At 62.0% G+C, this 22858-nt stretch carries 24 protein-coding genes; 11 read left to right on the plus strand and 13 right to left on the minus strand.

Annotated elements, in window-relative coordinates; translation table 11 throughout:
- Nucleotides 1–11 precede the first annotated feature (11 nt).
- Nucleotides 12–1067 (minus strand): ABC transporter ATP-binding protein, encoded by a 1056-nt coding sequence (locus NKH38_RS23470; protein WP_023689461.1) that lies wholly within the window; start codon nt 1065–1067, stop codon nt 12–14.
- A 273-nt stretch (nt 1068–1340) separates the two neighbouring features.
- Here NKH38_RS23470 and NKH38_RS23475 point away from each other — a divergent pair, with 273 nt between their 5' ends.
- The 3 genes from NKH38_RS23475 (at nt 1341) to NKH38_RS23485 (ending at nt 5146) form a co-directional block, all read left to right on the plus strand.
- Entirely contained in the window at nt 1341–3005 is a 1665-nt protein-coding gene (locus NKH38_RS23475; RefSeq protein ID WP_023705031.1) for an ABC transporter substrate-binding protein, read from the plus strand.
- Nucleotides 3006–3103: 98 nt separating this feature from the next.
- On the plus strand, nt 3104–4219 hold the full coding sequence (locus NKH38_RS23480) for a carbohydrate ABC transporter permease (RefSeq protein ID WP_023711518.1): 1116 nt from the start codon (nt 3104–3106) through the stop codon (nt 4217–4219).
- A gap of 9 nt (nt 4220–4228) precedes the next feature.
- Nucleotides 4229–5146, plus strand: coding sequence for a carbohydrate ABC transporter permease (locus NKH38_RS23485; RefSeq protein ID WP_023669427.1), 918 nt, complete (start codon nt 4229–4231; stop codon nt 5144–5146).
- 234 nt (nt 5147–5380) lie between these two features.
- Here NKH38_RS23485 and NKH38_RS23490 read toward each other — a convergent pair whose 3' ends face one another.
- Nucleotides 5381–6124, minus strand: a complete 744-nt coding sequence (locus tag NKH38_RS23490; RefSeq protein ID WP_023730887.1) for a creatininase family protein — start codon at nt 6122–6124, stop codon at nt 5381–5383.
- 3 nt (nt 6125–6127) lie between these two features.
- A complete protein-coding gene (locus tag NKH38_RS23495) occupies nt 6128–6694 on the minus strand; it encodes an SIS domain-containing protein (RefSeq protein WP_023682302.1) in 567 nt (188 codons plus the stop codon).
- 184 nt (nt 6695–6878) lie between these two features.
- Between NKH38_RS23495 and NKH38_RS23500 the strand changes: the two genes are divergently transcribed.
- A complete protein-coding gene (locus tag NKH38_RS23500) occupies nt 6879–7901 on the plus strand; it encodes an aldo/keto reductase (protein WP_023682303.1) in 1023 nt (340 codons plus the stop codon).
- Nucleotides 7902–7990: 89 nt separating this feature from the next.
- Here NKH38_RS23500 and NKH38_RS23505 read toward each other — a convergent pair whose 3' ends face one another.
- The 4 genes from NKH38_RS23505 to clpP form a co-directional block, all read right to left on the minus strand.
- The gene (locus NKH38_RS23505) at nt 7991–8263 is read right to left on the minus strand and encodes an HU family DNA-binding protein (protein ID WP_023669423.1); all 273 of its coding nucleotides are present in this window, start codon (nt 8261–8263) and stop codon (nt 7991–7993) included.
- Nucleotides 8264–8459: 196 nt separating this feature from the next.
- Entirely contained in the window at nt 8460–10871 is a 2412-nt protein-coding gene (gene lon / locus NKH38_RS23510; protein ID WP_023682304.1) for an endopeptidase La, read from the minus strand.
- A gap of 273 nt (nt 10872–11144) precedes the next feature.
- A complete protein-coding gene (gene clpX, locus NKH38_RS23515; RefSeq protein WP_023682305.1) occupies nt 11145–12419 on the minus strand; it encodes an ATP-dependent Clp protease ATP-binding subunit ClpX in 1275 nt (424 codons plus the stop codon).
- Between the two features lie 295 nt (nt 12420–12714).
- Nucleotides 12715–13344, minus strand: coding sequence for an ATP-dependent Clp endopeptidase proteolytic subunit ClpP (gene clpP, locus NKH38_RS23520; RefSeq protein ID WP_023682306.1), 630 nt, complete (start codon nt 13342–13344; stop codon nt 12715–12717).
- A gap of 309 nt (nt 13345–13653) precedes the next feature.
- Between clpP and NKH38_RS23525 the strand changes: the two genes are divergently transcribed.
- The 4 genes from NKH38_RS23525 (at nt 13654) to NKH38_RS23540 (ending at nt 16332) form a co-directional block, all read left to right on the plus strand.
- The gene (locus NKH38_RS23525) at nt 13654–14244 is read left to right on the plus strand and encodes a hypothetical protein (protein ID WP_023831022.1); all 591 of its coding nucleotides are present in this window, start codon (nt 13654–13656) and stop codon (nt 14242–14244) included.
- Between the two features lie 107 nt (nt 14245–14351).
- On the plus strand, nt 14352–15599 hold the full coding sequence (locus tag NKH38_RS23530; protein WP_352762256.1) for a cytochrome P450: 1248 nt from the start codon (nt 14352–14354) through the stop codon (nt 15597–15599).
- 30 nt (nt 15600–15629) lie between these two features.
- Complete coding sequence (locus tag NKH38_RS23535) at nt 15630–15920, plus strand: transporter substrate-binding domain-containing protein (RefSeq protein ID WP_280791137.1); 291 nt, start codon at nt 15630–15632, stop codon at nt 15918–15920.
- Entirely contained in the window at nt 15805–16332 is a 528-nt protein-coding gene (locus NKH38_RS23540) for a type 2 periplasmic-binding domain-containing protein (protein ID WP_280790547.1), read from the plus strand. Before NKH38_RS23535 ends, NKH38_RS23540 begins: the two co-directional genes overlap by 116 nt.
- Nucleotides 16333–16352: 20 nt before the next feature.
- Here NKH38_RS23540 and NKH38_RS23545 read toward each other — a convergent pair whose 3' ends face one another.
- The 6 genes from NKH38_RS23545 to NKH38_RS23570 form a co-directional block, all read right to left on the minus strand.
- Nucleotides 16353–16685 (minus strand): cupin domain-containing protein, encoded by a 333-nt coding sequence (locus tag NKH38_RS23545; RefSeq protein WP_373420123.1) that lies wholly within the window; start codon nt 16683–16685, stop codon nt 16353–16355.
- 228 nt (nt 16686–16913) lie between these two features.
- Nucleotides 16914–18194, minus strand: coding sequence for an O-acetylhomoserine aminocarboxypropyltransferase (locus tag NKH38_RS23550; protein ID WP_023693295.1), 1281 nt, complete (start codon nt 18192–18194; stop codon nt 16914–16916).
- Nucleotides 18195–18361: 167 nt separating this feature from the next.
- Nucleotides 18362–18883, minus strand: a complete 522-nt coding sequence (locus NKH38_RS23555) for a CoA-binding protein (RefSeq protein WP_023669414.1) — start codon at nt 18881–18883, stop codon at nt 18362–18364.
- Nucleotides 18880–19656: an AAA family ATPase gene (locus NKH38_RS23560; protein WP_023693294.1), complete on the minus strand. Its 777-nt coding sequence runs from the start codon at nt 19654–19656 to the stop codon at nt 18880–18882. Before NKH38_RS23560 ends, NKH38_RS23555 begins: the two co-directional genes overlap by 4 nt.
- 8 nt (nt 19657–19664) lie before the next feature.
- Nucleotides 19665–20087: a VOC family protein gene (locus NKH38_RS23565; protein ID WP_023689472.1), complete on the minus strand. Its 423-nt coding sequence runs from the start codon at nt 20085–20087 to the stop codon at nt 19665–19667.
- A gap of 11 nt (nt 20088–20098) precedes the next feature.
- Nucleotides 20099–20920: an enoyl-CoA hydratase gene (locus tag NKH38_RS23570; RefSeq protein ID WP_023689473.1), complete on the minus strand. Its 822-nt coding sequence runs from the start codon at nt 20918–20920 to the stop codon at nt 20099–20101.
- Nucleotides 20921–21066: 146 nt separating this feature from the next.
- Here NKH38_RS23570 and NKH38_RS23575 point away from each other — a divergent pair, with 146 nt between their 5' ends.
- From NKH38_RS23575 to rpsI, 3 genes are all read left to right on the plus strand, one after another.
- Nucleotides 21067–21531 carry a PaaI family thioesterase gene (locus NKH38_RS23575; RefSeq protein ID WP_023693292.1) on the plus strand — a complete coding sequence of 155 codons (465 nt, stop codon included), beginning with the start codon at nt 21067–21069 and terminating at the stop codon, nt 21529–21531.
- A 216-nt stretch (nt 21532–21747) separates the two neighbouring features.
- Entirely contained in the window at nt 21748–22212 is a 465-nt protein-coding gene (gene rplM / locus NKH38_RS23580; RefSeq protein ID WP_023669409.1) for a 50S ribosomal protein L13, read from the plus strand.
- 1 nt (nt 22213) lies between these two features.
- Nucleotides 22214–22696, plus strand: a complete 483-nt coding sequence (gene rpsI / locus NKH38_RS23585) for a 30S ribosomal protein S9 (RefSeq protein ID WP_023669408.1) — start codon at nt 22214–22216, stop codon at nt 22694–22696.
- The last annotated feature ends 162 nt before the right edge of the window (nt 22697–22858 follow it).

Below are 22858 nucleotides of genomic sequence, written 5' to 3' on the forward strand. Positions count from 1 at the left end.
TCGATTGGAAATCAGAGCCGGTTGCCGGTCTCGGCGTCGAAGAGATGGACCTGGTCGAGGCGCGGCTTGAGATTGAGCGTGTCGCCGGGCTTGAAGTCGTGGCGCTCGCGAAACAGCGCCACCATCTCGCCGCTGTCGCCGAAGCGCACGAAGACCAGCGTTTCGGAACCCGTGGGTTCGACCACCGAGATCTTTGCCGGCACGCCGTCGGGATGGATTTCGAGATGCTCGGGCCGCACGCCATAGACCACGGCCTGGCCCTCCTTGGCGGCGCTGCCGGCCGCGACCGGGAACAGCGTGCCTGCTATCTCGACCTTGTCGCCCTTGCGCACCACGCCTTTGAGCAGGTTCATCGACGGCGAGCCGATGAAGCCGGCGACAAACAGATTGGCCGGCCGGTCGAACAATTCCAATGGCGCGCCGACCTGCTCGATACGGCCATCGCGCATGACGACGATCTTGTCGGCCATGGTCATGGCCTCGATCTGGTCGTGGGTGACGTAGATGGTGGTGGTCTTCAGCCGCTGGTGCAGTTCCTTGATCTCGGTGCGCATTTGCACGCGCAGCTTGGCGTCGAGATTGGAGAGCGGCTCGTCGAACAGGAAGACTTGCGGATTGCGCACGATGGCGCGGCCCATGGCGACGCGCTGGCGCTGGCCACCGGAGAGCTGGCGCGGATAACGTTTCAGGTACGGATTGAGGTCGAGAATGTCGGCGGCGCGCTTGACCCGCTCGGCGACCACGGCTGGATCGGTCTTGCGCAGCTTCAGCGCGAACGCCATGTTCTGCTCCACCGTCTTGTGCGGATAGAGCGCGTAGTTCTGGAACACCATGGCGATGTCGCGCTTGGCCGGTGGCAGATTGTTGACGATGCGCTCGCCAATGGCGATCGTGCCGCCGGAGACGGTCTCCAGCCCGGCCACCATCCTGAGCAGCGTGGACTTGCCGCAGCCCGACGGGCCGACCAACACCACGAACTGGCCATCGGCGATATCGACGCTGACCTCGTGCAGGACCTTGACGGTTCCGAACGCCTTGGCCACATTGCTGATCGCGACTTGAGCCATCGTCCCCCCTTTTCTCGCGGTGAAGCTAGCCATTGCCAACGGCAAGGGCAAGTCGGTATGTTATCGATAAAAAGCCATTCGTGTTGACAAGGTAATCGATTACGCAAATATTGGCTGTTGCCAATCCGGCAGTCGGATTTTTATCCGAAAATCGGAGCTCCAGGCGACGCAGGGTGGGGTCCCACGTCCCCGTATGATAAAGGAGAACCGCCGACGTTTCGGCGTCGGAGGGATTGGCATTTTAATTCACGACTGTTGTTCTGGGAGGAATAGATGAGAGTCGGTCTGTACGAAAAACTCGTCCGCGCGGGTGCCACCCGGCGTGACATACTCAAGGGCGCGGCCTCGATGGCCGCGATCGCCGCCGCATCGGGCGCTGGGCTCGGCGCTTTCACCCGCCCGGCTGAAGCCGCCAGCGAGCTACGCTCCAAAATTCTGCAGATCCCCGGCGTCGGCAAGGGTCAGCCGACGGATGCCGATTTCCAGAAGGTCGGCGAACTCTGCCTGGAAGCCACCAAGGCCAACGTCAAGGAAGGCGAATTCGCCGGCGTCGAGCTCACCTTCATGGGCCTCAACAACCAGAACCTGCACAATGTGCTGTTCCGCGGCTTCCTGAAGCCGTGGGAGGCCTATACCGGCGCCAAGATCAGCTGGATCGACCTGGCGCAGGCCGACTACAATGCCCGCCTGCAGCAGTCGATCGCCACCGGCACCGTCGACTTCGACATCATCGAGATGGGCGCGCCCTTCGAAGGCGATGTCTGCGGCAAGGGCCTGACCTCCGAGATGCCCGACTGGGTCAAAGAGCAGATCGACATGAAGGATGTCGTGGCCTATCTGCAGCCGCCGGTCGGCACCTGGGACGGCAAGCAGTACCGGATCACCGTCGATGGCGATGCGCACAACTTCAATTACCGCACCGACGTTTTTGCCGATGCCGACCTCGCCAAGGCGTGGAAGGACGGCGGCGCGACCACCGAATGGGGTGTGCCGAAGACCTGGCAGGAAGTCCAGGCCGTCACAAAATTCCTCAAGGGCAAGAAGTTCAAGGACCAGGACGTCTTCGGCTATCTCGATGCGCCCAAGGCCTGGGGCGGTTTCGGCTTCTACTTCCTCGGCAGCCGCGCCACCGCCTATGCCAAGCATCCCGACGACAAGGCCTGGCTGTTCGATGCCGACACGATGAAGCCGCGCATCAACAATCCGGCCTGGGTGCGCGCCATCCAGGACGTCATCGACGCGCTGCCGTCGGAGCCCGCCGACCAGATCAACGCCGACCCGAACACGACAGCCTTCCAGCAGTTCCTGGCCGGCACCGGTTCGATGGTCACCTGGTGGGGCGACGTCGGCTCCAACGTCAAGACCAACGATAGCTCGGTCATCGGCGACGTCACCGGCTTCTCGATCCTGCCGGGGTCCGACGACGTCTACAATGCCAAGACCGGCGCCTGGGACAAACTCGCCAGCGGCCCGAACTATGCGCCGAACTGCGCCTATCTCGGCTGGGGCGTCTACGTCATGGCCCGCGTCGATACGGACGAAAAGAAGAAAAAAGCGGCATGGTCGGCCGCCGCTCATCTCGGCGGCAAGGACCTGTCAATCTGGACGGCGATGTATCCGTCCGGCTTCCAGCCCTACCGCAACTCGCATTTCGACATTCCCGAATGGGTGGCGGCAGGCTACGACGAGGCGTTCATCACCTCGTATCTGAAGTCGGAAGCCGACAGCTACAACCATCCGAACGCGGCGATCGAGCCGCGCATCCCCGGCATCTTCCAGTACTATTCGGCTGCCGAGGACATTCTGGCCAACACATTCGCCGGCAAGATGAAGGCGCAGGAAGGCGCCGACGCCATTGCCGCGGCCTGGGAGAAGCTGACCGACCAGATCGGCCGCGAAAACCAGATCAAGCTCTACAAGGCCTCGCTCGGCGTGTAGGCTGATCCTATCGTGACAACACGTCCGGCGGTGCAAGCCGCCGGACCTGACCGGCTCGGGCCGGTCGCAGGCTTGATTTTTTAAACGGACGGGGACGCGTGGCTGACCAGACCACCAATGCATGGCCGGCCAACGCCGGCCCAGCCGATCTGATCTCGCCGGCCCGCAAGCGGGCGGGTTTTGCCCTGATGGCGGCCGCCACGCTTGGCCTGCTGGCGGTGATCGCGTTTGAGATCCTCTACAAGAACGAGATCACCACGCTCGGCTTCGAGACCTGGCGTCCCATCGTCTATGCCTATGTTCTGTGGGGGGTGGCGCTCGGCATCGGCCAGGTGCTGACGCGCGGCGAGGACGGCCAGCGCGCGCTGTTCCTGCTGCCGGCGCTGCTGTTCACCATCGCCATGGTGATCTTCCCGACGCTGTTCGGCTTCTATATCGCGCTGACCGACTGGAACCTGTCGTCCTTTTCCGGCCGCAAGTTCAACGGGCTCGACAATTTCTGGCAGATGCTGGCCGATCCCTACTACCGCAACGCGCTGTTCAACATGGTGCTTTATGTGCTCGCCGTGCTGGTTGAGTATGTGATTGCCTTCGGCCTGGCGCTGCTGCTCAACGCGCAGATCCGGGCGCGCAAATTCTTCCGAGTCGTCTTCCTGATGCCGCTGATGCTGTCGCCGGTCGCGGTGTCGTGGATGATCGGCAAATCGCTGATGGAGTACCGTTTCGGGCCGGCGGCGACGCTGGCGCGCCATGTCGGCTGGGAAAACCCCGCCTTCTTCTCCAACCCGATCACCGCCCGCATCTCGATCATGGTGCTCGACGCCTGGACCTTCATCCCGTTCATGATGATCATGCTGCTTGCCGGCCTGCAGGCGATGTCGCGCGACGTGCTGGAAGCGGCGCGCGTCGATGGCGCCACGCCCTGGCAGACTTTCTGGCAGGTCACCTTCCCGCTGATGCTGCCGGTGTCGGTCACGGCGGTGATCCTGCGCATCATCTTCAAGCTGAAGCTTGCCGACATCATCATTACCGTCACCTCCGGCGGCCCCGGCGGCGCCACGGATTCGGTGTCGAGCTTCATCTACCGCGAATACCGCGACCGTTCGAATGTCGGCTACGGCACCATGCTGGCGATGGCCTATCTTGTCATCATCGTCGTGTTCGTGACCTGGCTGTTGAAATTCGCCAATCGCTTCGTGCGCAACGTGAACTGACGAGGCACAATGAGCGTCCAGACCACCGACTATGCTGCCTCGGAAATCCGCTCACCGCTGGGTTTTCTGGCCAATCGCATCTTCATCTATGGCGCGCTGGCGTTCTGGGCCTTCATCTGCCTGTTCCCGATCTACTGGACCATCACCACCTCGTTCAAGACCGCGGTCGATGTCACGCAAGGACACCTCATTCCGTTCGTCGACTTCCAACCGGACTGGAAGGGCTGGCGCTCGCTCGGCCTGTCGCCGGATTCGATCTTCCAGACCTCGACGGTGCGGGAGGAGTTTTTCAAGCGCTTCATGAATTCGGTCATCACCTCGGTCGGTGCGTCGAGCCTCGCCATCGTCATTGGCAGCCTCGCCGCCTATGGGCTGACCCGCTACCGCTATCAGTTCGCCTGGTTCAAGAACGAGGACATCTCCTTCTTCTTCCTGTCGCAGCTGATCCTACCGCCGGTGGTGCTCGCCCTGCCCTTCCTGGTGCTCTACCGCGAAGTCGGTCTGCTCGACACACGCATCGGCCTGATCCTGCTCTACACGCTGATGGTGCTGCCGATCGTCATCTGGATCATGCGCGACCAGTTCAACTCGATCCCGGTCGAGCTCGAGGAGGCAGCGCTGGTCGACGGCCTCTCGATCTGGGGCGCTTTTTTCCGTATCGTCATGCCGATTGCGCTGCCGGGCATGGTCGCCGCCTTCATCCTGGCGATGGTGCTGTGCTGGAACGAGTACTTCTTTGCGGCACTCCTGACGTCGACCGACGCCAAGACCATTCCGGTGATGGTGGCGAGCCAGACCGGCTCGCAAGGCATCAACTGGTGGTCGATGGCGGCGCTTGCCACCGCCGCGATCGCACCGCTGGCGGTCATCGGGATTGCGCTGGAGCGGTATCTGATCATGGGCATGACGGCGGGCGCGGTGAAGTAGGGCGAGAGGCGGCGTGCCCCTCTACTGTTGACCTCGGCGGGACAGCACCCCCCTCTGGCCTGCCGGCCATCTCCCCCGCAAGGAGGGAGATCGGCAGCTTTGGCTGCATCGCTTTTCTTGCGACGTAGGTGATGACGAAAGCGGAAATGACATCTGATCTCCCCCCTTGCGGGGGAGATGTCCGGCAGGACAGAGGGGGGGGTGTGAAGGATCGCTACAGAGCGACTTTGTCTGCTAGCGCCCCAATATCGCCCTCAGGTGATCCATGATCATCGCCACACCCTTTCGCCCCAGCTCCGCCGAGGCCTCCGGCGCACTCGCCGTATACCACGCGGTATTCTCGCCAAAACGCCCGGCATCGACCGCTTCCGGACACAGCGCCAGCATCAGCGACGTCTCGCCGATGCCGGCGTGATCGAACGGATATTTCCCGTTCATGGCAGCCGACATGAGCGGGTGCACCTGCACCCAGTTGAAGAAATTCTCGCCGGCGGCGTGCCCGGCATAATAATCGGCCATTTCGTCTGAGCCCCACCAGCCCTCGCCGCGCTGCTTCTCGAGGAAGCGGAAGATCGCCTGGCGGCCGGCGGCCTTGAAGGCGAGATCGGTCGGCATGCCGGCGGCAAAGTTCTCGGTCTGGTGGTGGATGATGGCGTTGATGTTGCGAAAGCCGATGCGCAGCAGGCTGTAGAACAATTCTTCGGCGAACGGCGCCAGCTGGTTGCCGCCGACCTGCACCGAGCCGTTGCCTTCAGGTGCTGCCACCACATAGCTCGCCGCACCGTAGTAGAAAGCCGGCAGGATGACGATGTCGGCCTCCTTCTCGTAGAGCTCCAGCGTCTTGACGACGGCCAGCGTGTCCATGCCGACAGCCATGTGCTCGCCGTGATATTCGAGCACGCCGAGCGGGAGAGCGACCGGCCAGTTCTCGGCGATCGCCTTGCGGATCTGGTGCGGCAACATCAGTTCGTAGCGCATGATCTATTCCATGTTGGTGTGGCGGGTGCGCATGGCCTCGGACGACTGGCCGGTCAGCGCCTTGAGCTTCAGCACCATCACCTCGAACAGCAGGAACAGCGCCCCTTCGAAGACCGAGCCCATCGGCAGCAGCGATGTCTTTTGTGGCCCCTGGTCACGCGCCATGGTCTGCGCCGGGATCAGCAAGGTGAAGTCGGCAAGCGCGACCGCACTACTGCCTGCCTCGGCGGTGAGCAAAAGCACGGTGGCGCCGGCCTGGCGGGCGACTTGCATCAAGGTAAGCACCGTCGTCGTCTCGCCCGGGCCGGAACTGACCAGGAAGACATCGGCTGGGCCAAGCGGTGGCGTGTTCATGTCGCCGACCACCGACACCTCAAGGCCAAGGTGATAGAGGCGCATGGCGAAACCCTTGAGCTGCAAGGCCTCGCGGCCGCAGCCATAGACGACGATCTTTTGCGCGCGGGCCAGGGTTTCGCAGGCGGTGTAGATGCCGGCTTCGTCGACGCGCGCCAGTACGGCGCCCAGCTCTTGCAGGGCGGTCGAAAACATATCCGAGCCGGCATTCGTCATGAGAGTCCCATCTGTCCGGCTGAGTTTGTGGCCGGTGATTTCGGGTTGCGCGCTTTCGGAAAAAGGCTTGTTTTTGTTCATGCTATCACCGCGAAAATGCCTGTCCAACGGCCATGGCGGCTTTTGCTGAGCCAGCGGCGTGATAGTGTCATGTCAGACAATCAATCCAGGAAATCAGCACGACATGAAGACACGGCATTTCGACCGCATCGGCAATGGCGGCCTCGACTTTACCGAGCTTGGCTTCGGCAGCGCGCCGCTCGGCAACCTTTACCGCGCCGTCCCCGACGAGGATGCCAACGCGACGCTGGAGGCGGCGTGGGCGACCGGCTGCCGTTACTACGACACCGCGCCGCTCTATGGCCTGGGCCTTGCCGAAACACGGCTCAATGCCTTCCTGCGCGGCAGGAAGCGCGACGACTATGTGCTGTCGAGCAAGGTCGGTCGCCTGTTGCGCGCCTGCCCGCCGGAGGAACGAACCGGCATCGGCAAGTTCTTCGACACACCGACGCGCAAGGAGGTCTACGACTACAGCTATGACGGCGTCATGCGCTCGTTCGAGGCGTCGCTGGAACGGCTTGGCGTCGACCGCATCGACATCCTTTTCGTCCATGACCTCGACATCTTCACCCATGGCAGCAAGGAGGCGTCAGACCAGCGCATCGAGGAATTCATGGCCTCGGGCTACAACGGACTGGTTGCACTGCGCGACCAGGGCGTGATCAAGGCCTTCGGCGGCGGCATCAACGAATGGGAGGTTTGCCAGACGCTGGCGGAGCGTGGCGACTTCGACCTGTTCCTGCTGGCCGGGCGCTACACGCTGCTGGAACAGGAAGCGCTTGCCACCTTCCTGCCGCTCTGTGAGCAACGCGGCATCGGCATCGTTCTCGGCGGTCCTTACAATTCCGGCATCCTGGCGACCGGGCCGAAGCCAGGCGCCTATTACAATTACTCCGAGGCGCCAAGGGACATCATGGATCGCGTCGGGCGCATCGAGGCCGTCTGCCAGCGCCATGGCGTCAGGCTGATCGAGGCGGCGCTGCAGTTTCCGCTGCTGCACCCTTCCGTGGTGTCGGTCATCCCCGGCGGCCAGCGGCCGAGTGAAGTCGAAAGCAACCGCGCCCTGCTCGATGCCAAGCTGCCTGCGGCGCTGTGGGCGGACCTCAAGCAGGAAGGCCTGATGCGCGCGGATGCGCCGGTGGGCTGAAGGCTCGCCTCAGCGGGCTGACGGCCTGCCGCCATCGAGGCAAAAGAAAAGCCGGGCGAACCCGGCTTTCAACATTCTCTGAAAAATTTTTAGTTGACCGCGTCCTTGAGGCCTTTGCCGGCCGAGAACTTCGGCACGGTACGCGCCGGAATCTTCACTTCCGCGCCAGTCTGCGGGTTGCGGCCAGTAGATGCCGCACGCTTGGAGACGGTGAAATTTCCGAAGCCGACGAGCCGTACATCGCCGCCCTTCTTCAGTTCGCCAGTGATGACGGAGAACACCGCCTCAACCGCCGACTGTGCGTCACCCTTCGAAATGCTCGCGGATTCAGCGACAGCGGAAACCAGTTCGTTCTTGTTCATAAAAATTCCCTTCCATGAGAAAACCGGAACTTTCGACTCATCCGGCAGGAGAGGGACTTTAGAAAGAAGCGCTCGCAAACCCAAGTCAAAAAGCCGGAAAAAAGTTGAAAAAAGCCCGGAAATGGTGGGTTTTTCACATGAAAAAGCCGGGCTCAAGGCCCGGCTCTCTCTTTGTGCACTGCAACTTTAGTAGTTTCTAATGTGCAAGCGACTTTCCAGCATCGTCAACGGTATCGGTGGAAGCCGGCGGATTGACCGGCTCGACCCACTCGATTGGCTCCGGCATGCGCACCAGCGCGTGCCTCAGAACCTCGCCGACACGTGAGACCGGAATGATCTCCATACCGTTCTTCACATTGTCCGGTATCTCCGCCAGATCCTTGGCGTTGTCTTCCGGGATCAGCACCTTCTTGATGCCGCCGCGCAATGCGGCGAGCAGCTTCTCCTTGAGGCCGCCGATCGGCAAGATGCGGCCGCGAAGCGTTATCTCGCCAGTCATCGCCACATCGGCCCGGACCGGAATCCCCGTCATGACCGACACGATGGCTGTCGCCATGGCAGCACCTGCAGACGGACCGTCCTTCGGCGTGGCGCCTTCGGGCAAGTGGACGTGGATGTCACGCTTGTCGAACAGCGGCGGCTCGATGCCGAAATCGATGGCCCGCGAGCGGACATAAGAGGCCGCCGCCGAGATCGATTCCTTCATCACGTCGCGCAGATTGCCGGTCACCGTCATGCGGCCCTTGCCGGGCATCATGACGCCTTCGACCGTCAGCAGCTCGCCGCCGACTTCCGTCCAGGCAAGACCGGTGACGACACCGACCTGATCGTCAGCCTCGACCTGGCCGAAGCGGAAGCGCGGAACACCGAGGTAATCGGCGAGGTTCGCCGCCGTGATGCTCACCGTCTTCTTCTTCGTCTTCAGGATCTCGGTCACCGCCTTGCGCCCGAGCTTCATCAGCTCGCGCTCCAGGCTTCTGACGCCCGCTTCACGGGTGTAGGTCTGGATGATGCCGCGGATCGCGTCCTCGCCGACGGAGAATTCCTTCGGCTGCAGGGCATGATCGCGGATCACCTTGGGCATCAGGTGACGCTTGGCGATCTCGATCTTCTCGTCCTCGGTGTAGCCGGCGATACGGATGATCTCCATGCGGTCCATCAGGGGCGCAGGGATGTTCAGTGTGTTCGCCGTCGTCACGAACATCACGCTCGACAGGTCGTATTCGACCTCGAGGTAATGGTCCATGAACGTCGAGTTCTGCTCGGGATCGAGCACCTCGAGCAAAGCCGATGACGGATCGCCGCGGAAGTCCTGGCCCATCTTGTCGATCTCGTCGAGCAGGAAGAGCGGGTTGGACTTCTTGGCCTTCTTCATCGACTGGATGACCTTGCCGGGCATCGAGCCGATATAGGTGCGGCGGTGGCCACGGATCTCGGCCTCGTCACGCACGCCGCCAAGCGCCATGCGGATGAACTCGCGGCCGGTCGCCTTGGCGATCGACTTGCCGAGTGAGGTCTTGCCGACGCCGGGAGGGCCGACGAGGCACAGGATCGGCCCCTTCAGCTTCTTCTGGCGGCTTTGCACGGCGAGATACTCGACGATGCGGTCCTTGACCTTATCGAGGCCGAAATGATCGGTGTCGAGCACGTTCTGCGCAAACGCCAGGTCCTGCTTGACCTTGGAGTTCTTGCCCCACGGGATCGACAGGATCCAGTCGAGATAATTGCGCACGACGGTCGATTCCGCCGACATCGGCGACATCGTCCGCAGCTTCTTCAACTCGGCTTCCGCCTTTTCGCGGGCCTCCTTGGAGAGCTTGGTCTTCTTGATGCGCGCCTCGATCTCGGCGGCCTCGTCGCGGCCGTCCTCGCCTTCGCCGAGCTCCTTCTGGATCGCCTTCATCTGCTCGTTGAGGTAATATTCGCGCTGCGTCTTCTCCATCTGGCGCTTGACGCGCGAGCGGATGCGCTTCTCCACCTGCAGGACGGAGATTTCGGCTTCCATGAAGCCCATCGCCTTTTCCAGCCGTTCCTTGACGGATAGCGTGGCAAGCATCTCCTGCTTCTCGGGGATCTTGATGGCGAGGTGCGAGGCAACCGTATCGGCGAGCTTGGAATAGTCGTCGATCTGGCTGGCGGCGCCCACCACTTCAGGCGAGATCTTCTTGTTCAGCTTGACGTAGTTTTCGAAGTCGGTGACGACCGAACGGGCGAGCGCCTCGACCTCGACCTCTTCCTCCTCCGGCTCGACCAGCGCCGTGGCGGTAGCTTCGTGGAAGTCCGGACGGTCGGTGAACGAGACGATCTTGGCACGCGAAGCGCCTTCGACCAGCACCTTGACGGTGCCGTCGGGCAGCTTCAGCAATTGCAGCACATTGGCGAGCGTGCCGATGTCGAAGATCGCATCGGGCTCGGGATCGTCATCGGCGGCATTCATCTGGGTGGCAAGCAGGATCTGCTTTTCCTGACCCATAACCTCTTCCAGCGCCTTGATCGACTTTTCACGCCCGACAAAGAGCGGAACGATCATGTGCGGGAACACCACGATGTCGCGCAGTGGGAGGACTGCGAAGACGCCGTCGCTGGGAGCCTTGGATATTTTGGCCATTGTCCAACCTTTCATGTCGCGGCCGCTAATTGAGCCAACCGCGAATCTCATATTAACGACCGGGGATCGTTCCGCCTACCACCGTTTGTGACGGGAGTTTTGCAGCACAGAATTCGGCACCTCGGCCTTCCGATGTTAGTTGGATGCACGAGGGGCAAAGATCAAGGGTCGACACGTTCGTTCATCCACTCCGTCACAAGGATCGGTACCTCACCACAGCAAAACGGCGCCCCGCGGGCGCCGTTCCATAAAAAGGTTAGGCCAGATGCCAGATCAGGCGCTGACGTTGCCCTTCTTTTCCTTCTGCTCGGAATAGATGTAGAGCGGCCGGGCGCTGCCGGTCACCACTTCTTCCGAAATCACCACTTCGCGCACGCCTTCCAGAGCGGGCAGTTCGAACATGGTGTCGAGCAGGATTGCTTCCATGATCGAGCGCAGGCCACGGGCGCCGGTCTTGCGCTCGATGGCGCGCTTGGCGATCGCCGACAGCGCATTCTCATGGAAGGTCAGGTCGACACTCTCCATCTCGAACAGCCGCTGATACTGCTTGACCAGCGCGTTCTTCGGCTCGGTCAGGATCTGGATCAGCGCCGGCTCGTCGAGGTCTTCAAGCGTCGCCAGGACCGGCAGACGGCCGACAAACTCGGGGATGAGGCCGAACTTCAAGAGATCCTCGGGCTCGACCAGGCGGAACACGTCGCCGGTGCGACGATCCTCGGGCGAAGCCACGATGGCGCCGAAGCCGATGGAAGTCTTCCTGCCGCGATCCGAGATGATCTTGTCCAGCCCGGCGAAGGCGCCGCCGCAGATGAATAGGATGTTGGCGGTGTCGACCTGCAGGAACTCCTGCTGCGGATGCTTGCGGCCGCCCTGCGGCGGCACGGAGGCAACGGTGCCTTCCATGATCTTCAGAAGCGCCTGCTGCACACCCTCGCCCGACACGTCGCGGGTGATCGATGGGTTGTCGGACTTGCGCGAAATCTTGTCGATTTCATCGATGTAGACGATGCCGCGCTGGGCGCGCTCGACATTGTAGTCGGCCGACTGCAGCAGCTTCAGGATGATGTTTTCGACGTCCTCGCCGACGTAACCGGCTTCGGTCAGCGTCGTCGCGTCGGCCATGGTGAAGGGCACGTCGATGATGCGGGCCAGCGTCTGGGCAAGCAGCGTCTTGCCGCAGCCGGTCGGGCCGATCAGCAGGATGTTGGACTTCGCCAATTCGACGTCGTTGTTCTTGCCGGCATGCGCCAGGCGCTTGTAGTGGTTGTGGACAGCCACCGACAGCACGCGCTTGGCGTAGGGCTGGCCGATGACATAGTCGTCGAGAACCTTCAGGATCTCCTGCGGGGTCGGCACGCCCTCGCGCGACTTCACCATCGAGGTCTTGTTCTCCTCGCGGATGATGTCCATGCATAGCTCGACGCACTCGTCGCAGATGAACACCGTTGGGCCGGCGATCAGCTTGCGCACCTCGTGCTGGCTTTTGCCGCAAAACGAGCAATAAAGCGTGTTCTTCGAATCACCGCTGTTGTTGCCGACTTTGCTCATTTTCCTGTCCTTTCATGGCCGCCCGCCGATGGTCTGGCTGAAAGGGCGCATATTCTATCTATCGCGGGAATTCGCCGCCGCCAGTGTCCCGGCTCCCGCAACGCATTCCGTACGAAACACAAATCAGAAAACGTCGCAATGATTCGCGCCAACCCTGCACAAAGCTAAGCCGTCGAAAATCAACATAGCCTTAACGTAGGCAATCCCATCCACCGAGGGAACAGCCAATTGTGGCCGAAATGCCGCAAATCCCAGCAAAAGCGCGTTATCCAGCCACGCAACTGCCATGCAGCGCTTATGCCGCAGCGCCTTCGACCGGCTCGCGCGACGAAATGACCTTGTCGATGAGGCCGAAATCCTTGGCTTCGTCGGCTGTCATGAAATGGTCGCGGTCAAGCGTCTTTTCAATGTCTTCGTAGCTCTTACCGGTGTGTTTGACGTAGACCTCGTTGAGGCGGCGCTTCAGCTTGATGATGTCCTGCGCGTGCCGCTCGATGTCGGAGGCCTGGCCCTGGAAACCGCCGGAAGGCTGGTGAACCATGATACGGGCGTTCGGCGTGGCAAAACGCATGTCCTTGTGGCCGGCGGTCAGAAGCAGCGAGCCCATCGACGCCGCCTGGCCGATGCACAGCGTCGACACCGCCGGCTTGATGAACTGCATGGTGTCGTAGATCGCCATGCCCGAGGTCACCACGCCGCCCGGCGAGTTGATGTAGAGATTGATCTCTTTCTTCGGGTTCTCGGCCTCGAGGAACAAAAGCTGTGCACAAACCAGCGTCGCCATACCGTCTTCGACCGGGCCGGTGATGAAAATGATGCGCTCTTTCAGCAGGCGCGAGAAAATGTCGTAGGCCCGCTCGCCGCGATTGGTCTGCTCGACCACCATCGGAACGAGGTTCATGTAGGTTTCGACGGGGTTCTTCATGGACTACCCTTTTTGGAGATGGGGATTCCGGCGCCGGAACATCGGGCAGAATCGGTTCTTGATGGTTAGAATGTAAATAGGATGCCGGCTCACCCTAGCGCAAGGCCGCCTGCTCCTAGCCATCTGGTTAAGTCGAATCAAGGTTTCCGCGCAAGGGAAAGTCCGAACGCGGCCAGCGGCGTTTTTGCGGTGTAGCAATTCCTTAACCGCGTCGCTTAACGAAATGCGGCGAAACCGCTTTCCCCCGGAGAACCTTCCCCTACAATTCAACATTGAACCTCACGTTTCGGGTTCAAACAGGGGAGTGCCATGATCAGGAAAACTGCTTGCCTCGCCATCTCCGGCCTTGCCGGTCTCGGCATGGTGTCCGATGCGGTTGCCGGCGGCCGGGCCGCCGAATGCTATGAGCCGGTGCACAGGCCGGCGCTCTATGACACCGTCTATGAAGACGTCATGGTCAGTCCCGGCGGGCAGTTGGTCGACTATGATCCGCCGATCTATGGCACCATGGAGCGCGTCGAGCAGATCGCGCCGCCCCGAGTCACCTATGACATCGTACCGGCGAGAACCCGCACCGTTTACCGCACGGTCCAGGTCGACGATGGCGGCTATGCCTGGGAATGGCGCGTCATCCACGGCCGCAAGGTGCTGTGCAAGGTGTGGCGCAAGGCCCGCTACGCGCGTGTGGCCGAAACGGTGGTGGTTGAACCGGAGCGCACCCGCCGGCTTGTGCTGCCGGCCGAATATGAGAGCGTCGCCCATGAAGTGCTGGTGCGGCCCGAGCGGCGGCACGTCACCCAGATAGCGCCGTCATACCAGAGGATGGCGCGCCGGGTGGTGGTGCAGGAAGGCTCGACCAGCTGGCGCCGCGTGCATATTGCCAGGCATTGCGAGGATTAGACTTCGGTACTTCGCCGAGGTCCGCCTCGGTTGGCTCAATCCATAGGGCCGTCGGGTGCCAACATCCGGTCTGGCACCAAGCCGGCAAGCCGCGGTAATGGTCTGGCATGACCACATCCATGCCGCCCTACCTCGCCTTTGATCCAGCCACGCGCCGCCTGCGGCTCGATCCGCACGAACCGGCGTTTTTCCAGAACCCCTACGACGCCTATGCCGTCCTGCATGGCGCATCGAATGCCTTCTTCTGGGAGGAATTCGGCTTTTGGTGCTTTGGCGGCTTCGACGACGTCAACCGGCTGTTGCGCGACCGCCGCTTCGGTCGCCAGAACCCGGCCGGCATTCCCGACAGCCGCGGCATCGGCGAGGATCGCTCGCATTTGGCCGCTTTCGACGGCATCGAGAGCAATTCGATGCTGGAGCTGGAGCCGCCGGTGCACACCAGGCTCAGAACCCTGGTCAACCGCGCCTTCGTCTCGCGCCAGGTCGAGCGGCTGCGGCCGCGCGTGGAGGCGCTGGCCAATGAGCTGATCGACCGTTTCGAACCGCGCCAGGTCGATCTATTGCCCAGCTTCGCCGCACCTTTGCCGATCACCATCATTGCCGAAATGCTCGGTGTGCCGGTCGAAATGGGGCCGCAACTGCTCGACTGGTCGCACCGGATGGTGGCCATGTACATGCATGGCCGGACGCGCGAGACCGAGGAAGCGGCCAATCGCGCCGCGCACGATTTTTCCGACTTTTTGCGCGGCTATGTCACCGAGCGGCGGAAGAGGCCTGGCGACGACCTGCTATCGCTGCTGATCGCGGCACAAGAGGATGGCCAGAAGCTGTCGGAAGACGAGTTGGTCTCGTCTGCCATCCTGTTGCTCAATGCAGGCCACGAGGCGACCGTCCATCAAACCGGCAACGCCGTGCGCACGTTGCTGGCGCAAGGCGGCGACCCCGGCCGTTTCTTCACCTCGCCGGAAGCAACCGCTGCAACGGTCGAGGAGTGCCTGCGCTTCGACGCGCCGCTGCACATGTTCACCCGCTACGCCTATCAGGAGGTCGAGGTGACATCGGGGGTTGTCGTACAACCGGGCGAGACGGTCGGCCTGCTGCTCGGCATGGCCAATCATGATCCGCTTGCCTTTGCCGAACCTGGCGCCTTCCGGCCCGGCCGACTAGACCAGAAGAATGTCTCGTTCGGCGCCGGTATCCATTTCTGCATCGGTGCGCCGCTGGCGCGGCTGGAGTTGCAGGTGTCGCTGAAAACCCTGTTCGAGCGGCAGCCGCAACTCCATCTTGCGGAGCAGCCGCGCTTCCGCGACACCTATCATTTCCATGGGCTGGAAAAGCTCACTGTGAGCTTGTGAGGACGGCGGAGCCGACGCATGCCCGAGAAAATGAGATTCGCCTTTCTACAGGAACCACCCTTCTGCTTTATCGACGGATCGGGACGTCTGGGCGGCAGCGATGCCCAACTGGCCAAGAGGGTCTGCCTGACGCTCGGGCTGGAACTTTTGCCCATCGAGACCGAGTTTGCCGAGCTGCTGCCTGGGCTTGCCGAAGGGGTGGGACATGACCACCGGCCTGTTCATTTCCGAAGACCGCCGGAAGCTGGTCGACTTCACAAGGCCGATCTGGATGCTGGCGGATGGATTGCTGGTCGCGAAAGACAATCCCCGCGCCTTTGATGGCTATCGGTCCGTCGCCAATGATCGGACGGCGCTGATCGGCGTCATATCGGGCCAGATCCAGCACCGGACGGCCCTGCAAAACGCTATTCAGCCCGAACGGCTAAGGATATTTGCCACCCAGGCCGAAGCAGCTAACGCCGTCGCGGCCGGCGTGGTGCATGCCTATGCGAGTGTAGCGCTCGCGCATCGCGGCTATCTGAGCCGGCGACCCGACGCGCCTCTCGACGTCGTCGACGTCCCGGCAGTCGAAAAACAGCCAGCGCCCGGCGCTTTCGCTCTCGCCAAAGGCAGTGCCACCCTGCTCCAGCGCGTCGACTTATGCCTCAGTGATTTGCTTGGCAGTCCCTGGCACAGGGAGATGATGAGCGGATACGGCTTTTCCGACACTGACATCGATCGGCTTTTGTGAAGTCCAAGCGCGCCGCGAGATCAGAGCTTGACCACATACTCCTTGCGGGTCGTTTCAAGCACTTCCCAGCTGCCCCTGAAGCCTGGCCTGAGCACGAAGCTGTCGCCGGCCCGGACCGTGCGCGCCTCGCCGCCATCCTCGGCAACCACCGAGACGCCGGACAGGATGTGGCAGAACTCCCATTCGTCATATTCGATGCGCCATTTGCCCGGCGTCGCTTCCCAGATGCCGGCATAGAGGCGGCCATCGCGCTCCTCGACATTCCAGGTGCGGAACTTCGGATCGCCCGCAATCAGACGATCCGGCGCCGGGGCGCCATGTTCGGCGTCGACGCTGTCGGTCGATATTGCCAAGTAATGCGCGGACAGGGCTTGCCTCCAACAGATTAGTGAGTAGTGAGTAGTGCAGTGAGTAGTGCAGTGAGTAGTGACTAGTGAGTAGTGAGTAGTGAGCGGAAAGCGCTCCCTCGAGCGGGTGGCTGATCACTAATCACTGCTAACTAGTGAATACCGACTACTACTCACTACTCACTACTCACTACTCACTACTCACTACTCACTACTCACTACTCACTCAAAAAATCAAACCTTGGTCAAAGCCTGTTCCAGATCGGCGACGATGTCGTTGACATCCTCGATGCCGACGGAAAGCCGGACCGTGTCCGGTCCGGCACCCGCCTTGACCTTCTGCTCGTCGGAAAGCTGGCGATGCGTGGTCGAGGCCGGATGGATGACCAGCGACTTGGTATCGCCGACATTGGCGAGGTGCGAGAACAGTTCGAGCGCCTCGACGAACTTGATGCCTGCGTCGTAGCCGCCCTTCAGGCCGAAGGTGAAGACAGCACCGGCGCCTTGCGGCGAGTATTTCTTCTGCAGCGCGTTGTTCTTGTCGCTGGGCAGGCCGGGATAGTTGACCCAGGCGACCTTGGGGTGGTTGGACAGCCAGCCGGCTACGGTGATCGCATTGTCGCAATGGCGCTGCATCCTGAGTGGCAAGGTCTCCAGCCCGGTCAGGATCAGGAAGGCATTGAACGGCGAAATCGCCGGGCCGATGTCACGCAGGCCAAGCACGCGCGCGGCGATGGCGAAAGCGAAATTGCCGAAGGTTTCGTGCAGGACAAGGCCGCCATATTCGGGGCGCGGCTCCGACAGCATCGGATATTTGCCGGATTTCGACCAGTCGAACGTGCCGCCATCGACGATGGCGCCGCCGATCGAATTGCCGTGGCCGCCGATGAACTTGGTCAGCGAATGGACGACGATGTCGGCGCCATGCTCGATCGGCCGCACCAGATAGGGCGAGGCCAGCGTGTTGTCGACGATGAGCGGCAAGCCGTGCTTGCGGGCGATGTCGCCGATTTTCTCTATGTCGACGAAGGTGCCGCCGGGATTGGCCAGGCTCTCGATGAAGATCGCCTTGGTCTTGTCGTCTATCTGGCTTTCGAAGGTGGAGACGTCGTTGGTGTCGGCCCAACGCACCTCCCAGCCGAAATTCTTGAAGGCATGGCCGAACTGATTGATCGAACCACCGTAAAGCCTTGTGGCGGCGACGAAATTATCGCCAGGCCGCATGAGATTGTGGAACACGATCACCTGTGCGGCATGGCCGGAAGCAACGGCAAGTGCAGCCGTGCCGCCTTCGAGCGCCGCGATCCGCTCTTCCAGCACCGCCTGGGTCGGGTTCATGATGCGGGTGTAGATGTTGCCGAAGGCCTTCAGCCCGAACAGCGAGGCGGCATGGTCGGCATCGTCGAACACAAAGGAGGTCGTCTGGTAGATCGGCGTGGCGCGTGCGCCCGTCGCCGGGTCGGGCTTGGCGCCGGCATGGACGGCGAGCGTGTTGAAACCGGGCGTGCGGGTCATCGAAAACCTCCCTGAGCGGTAAACGTGTGAATGATGAAATGGTCAATGGTGAGCGATGAATGGTGGTCGCAAAGTCGGCCAGTCCCACCTTGATTGCAAGCCGCTCATATGCGGCTTTACCCGGCTTCCAGGAAAATCCTTCTATTCACCATTCACCATTCACTGCCTTACTTCTGGCGCACACCGAAACTCTGGAATCCCGACCGCATCAGCGGCTTCTTCGACGAAAGCACACCGGAGTTGACGCCGGTCCAGCCGATCTCGCCCGACAGCTTGCCATATTCGATCTTCGGGCAGCGGTTCATCACCACCTTGATACCGGCCGCCTCGGCACGCGCGGCCGCCTCGTCATCGCGCACGCCAAGCTGCATCCAGACGACTTTCGGCAAGGGGTCGAGCTTCAGCACCTCATCGACAATGCCGGGCACCGCTGCGGAGGCGCGAAAGATGTCGACCATGTCGACCGGTTCAGGCAGATCGGCAAGGCTGGCATAGGTCATGCGGCCGAGGATTTCCTTGCCGGCCTGCCCCGGATTGATCGGAAACACCGAAAAGCCCTTGGCCAGCAGGTATTTCAGCACGAAAAAGCTCGGCCTGACATCGTTGGCCGACGCGCCGACCATGGCGATGGTCTTCACAGAATTGAGGATGCCGCCGATGTAGGCATTGTCGTAGCTATCGTGATTCACTCGTCGGTCTCCCTCAGTGCTTCCTCCATAAAGGACTGCGGGTCCGTGCAGAAGTCGCGCATCATGCGAAAATGATCGGTATCGGTGAAATCTGTGGGGTCGAGGCCGAAGCGGCTGATGCGGAACAGCCGCGCGCCCGGACAGGCCATCAGCAGCGGCGAGTGCGTCGCCATGATCACTTGAGCCGTGCCGGACCGGTCCATGCGCCGCAGCATCTTCAGCAGCTCGATCTGCCGCGATGGCGACAGCGCGCTTTCGGGCTCGTCGAGGATGTAGATACCTTGCCGGCGGCAGCGCTCCTCGAAGAAGCGGATGAACCCTTCACCATGCGACCAGGACAGGAAATCCGGCGGCGCCCCGCCAGATTCCAGCGCCGCCTGATCGAGATAGCGGGCAACCGAGTAAAAAGATTCGGCGCGGAAGAACCAACCCGCTGTGACCTTCGGCAGCCAGTGGCCGCGCAACGTGTCGGCAAGCGCTGCACCACTCTCGTCGATGGCGCCGGAGTGGTCGACGGGCATGTAGCCCTTGCCGCCGCCGGCTTCGTCGTAACCGGCCAGCGCGCCGATCGCTTCCAGCAGCGTCGATTTGCCGGTGCCGTTTTCGCCGACAATGATGGTGATCGGCGTGGTGAATTCGAGCTCGAATTCGCGGCCGCGGAACAGAGGCAGGTTCCAGGGATACTTGTCCCAATCTTCCACGCGCTCGGGGTCAATCAGGATGCGTTTGAGATAAGGCGCCTTAAGCCGGGTCAGTTGCTTGCGATAGCCCATGCGGACGCTCAGTCCGGCAGCGAGATGGTGCCGTCATCCGCGATCGGGAAGGCCGGATTGTGTGCGACTTCCCAGACATGGCCGTCGGCATCGGCGAAATATCCATACCAGCCGCCCCAGAAGGCGCGGCCTGCCGGCTTGACGATCCTGCCGCCGGCCTTCTCGGCGGCCGCCAGCACGTCGTCGACTTCGGCATCGGAGCGGGTGTTGTAGGCGAGGTAGACCGCCGACGGTGCTGCGGCGAAGGCAATGCCTGAATCCTCCTCGGCGCTTGGCCTCGGGAACAGGCCGAGAATGGCGCCGCCCATCTGGAAGAAGGCGACGCCATCGGTGATGCCGGCGTGGCGCTTCAAGCCCATGCCTTCGTAAAAGCGCACGGCGCGCTCGAGATCGTCGGTGGCGATGGTGATGATGGAGATGCGCGGTTCCATGGATCGAAAACCTATTCGTCCGTCCATTCCGGTTTGCGCTTGCCGATGAAGGCGCCGATGCCTTCCTCGGCGTCGCGGGCCAGCATGTTCTCGACCATGACGCGGCCGGTATAGGCATACGCGTCCGCCAACCCCATCTCGGCCTGCGCGTAAAAGGCTTCCTTGCCGGTCTTGACCACCAGAGATGATTTGGAGGCAATGGTTTGCGCGTATTTGGTGACGATCTGATTCAGGTATTCGCGCGGCACGACGCGGTTGACCAGGCCGAATTCCTTGGCGGTTGCGGCATCGATGGTCTCGCCGGTGAGCAGCATTTCCATGGCGTGCTTGTGAGACACGTTGCGTGACAGCGCCACCATCGGCGTCGAACAAAACAGGCCGATATTGACGCCCGGCGTGCAGAAGGTCGCTTCATGCGAGGCAATGGCGAGGTCGCAACTGCAAACCAGTTGCAGCCCCGCAGCGGTGGCTAGGCCATCGACTTCGGCGATGATCGGGAGCGGATGGCGCACGATCTGCTGCATCAACGCCGCGCAAGCCGAAAATGTCTGCTCGAAAAACCCCTTGCCCTTGTCGGCGTCGGCGCGGCGCGCGGTCATTTCCTTGAGATCGTGACCGGCGCAGAAGACTTTCCCGGCGGCCGCCAAGACGATGACGCGGACCGATTTGTTGGCCTTGGCACGGTCGAGCTCGGCGCTCAATGCCGCCATGACGGAAAGCGACAAGGCATTGGCGGGCGGATTGGCGAGCGTCAGGCGCAGCACGCCCTTGTCCAGCCCGGCGATGACCGGCCCGTCTATGGCAACAGGTTTGATCGAAAGGATTTCGGCCATGACAAGGGTCTCCGCGATTCCGCCGGGCGCCGCCAGACTATCTAATATCGGATCGAGTTTCATCAACACCCATCGCTTGCGCCAGAGGTGTTGCCAGAAGCGCATCATTGCGTTCATACAGGCCCGGCATAGAACGAGAGACCGACATGCCCGCCCAGGACAATCTCAAGCCGGTGCTGACGGCGGCTGAAGTCAATGCGCTGATGGCCAGCGTCTACCCCCAGCTCAACGACGAGTTCACGTCGTATGAGGCGCTCGATGTGTTTCCCGGCGGCTGCACGGTGCGGCTCAACGCCAGCGAACGGCATTTGCGTCCCGGCGGCACGGTGTCCGGGCCCTCGCTGTTCACGCTGGCCGACATTGGCGGCTATGTCTGCGTGCTCAGCCATGCCGGGCCGGATGCGCTTTCGGTTACCGTCAACCTCAACATCAATTTTGTCCGCAAGGCCGAAGCCGGGCCGATCGACGGCCATTGCCGCATCCTGAAGCTGGGCAAGAGCCTGATGGTGTTCGATATCGACATCGTCGCCGGACCGAAGGGACACACGGTAGCGCATGCGACCGGCACCTATTCGATCCCGCCGAAGCGCGCCGCCGATGTGGTAAAATAATACCTTTTGATCAAACCTTTGTTTTTATTACACTTTACGAGCAGACGTGCTTTTCCCGCGCCTTGACGTGCACCACCCCCTCGCCTATAAGCCGTCACGAAGCAGCGGCCCGCAAAGGCCGCCGTTTTGTTATTGGCGGCGGGCAAGTGCCTTGTCGCCAATCCAAGCAACAAGAAACGCCTTCTTCGGAAGGTCAAAATCGAAAGCAGAAAATCCATGGCAACCTTTTCGCAGAAGCCTGCGGATGTGGTGAAGAAGTGGGTGCTGATCGACGCCGAGGGTCTCGTCGTCGGCCGTCTCGCCACTGTCATCGCCAATCATCTTCGCGGCAAGCACAAGCCCACCTTCACCCCGCATGTCGACGACGGCGATAACGTCATTGTCATCAATGCCGACAAGGTGGTGTTCACCGGCAAGAAGTTCACCGACAAGGTCTATTACTGGCACACCGGTCACCCCGGCGGCATCAAGGAGCGCACCGCGCGCCAGCTGCTCGAGGGCCGTTTCCCCGAGCGTGTCGTCGAGAAGGCCGTCGAACGCATGATCCCGCGCGGGCCGCTCGGCCGTCGCCAGATGAAGAACCTCCGCGTCTATGCAGGCACGGAACATCCGCATGTCGCCCAGCAGCCCGTCACCCTCGACGTCGGCGCGCTGAACGCCAAGAACAAGAAGGTTGCATAAGATGGCTGAGCTTTCCTCGCTCGCAGAATTGGGCGCCGCCACCGGCAACACCAACACCCAGCCGGCAGCACCCGTCCATGTCCAGAAGCTCGACAAGTCGGGCCGCGCCTATGCCACCGGCAAGCGCAAGAACGCCATCGCCCGCGTCTGGGTGAAGCCGGGTTCGGGCAAGATCGTCGTCAACGACAAGGAATTCGCGACCTATTTCGCGCGTCCGGTCCTGCAGATGATCCTCAACCAGCCGATCATCGCTTCCAACCGCGCCGGCCAGTACGACATCGTCGCCACCGTCATCGGCGGCGGCCTGTCCGGCCAGGCCGGTGCCGTTCGTCACGGCATCTCCAAGGCGCTGACCTACTATGAGCCGGCACTGCGCGCCGTGCTCAAGAAGGGCGGCTTCCTGACCCGCGACAGCCGCGTCGTCGAGCGCAAGAAGTACGGCAAGGCGAAGGCCCGCCGTTCCTTCCAGTTCTCGAAGCGCTAAGCGCTGCGACGTTCCAGACATCGAAAGGCCGCCTCCGGGCGGCCTTTTCTTTTGGGTCTCGGCAGTCACCCCACCCCGGGGGGGGGGGGGCGGCGGCCCCCCCCCCCGCGGGCGGGGGGGGGGGGGGGGTGGGTGGTTTGGGGGGCGCCGAGGCCGCGGGGG

This window comes from Mesorhizobium sp. M1078 (assembly GCF_040318615.1).
In the GTDB taxonomy this organism is placed as follows: domain Bacteria; phylum Pseudomonadota; class Alphaproteobacteria; order Rhizobiales; family Rhizobiaceae; genus Mesorhizobium.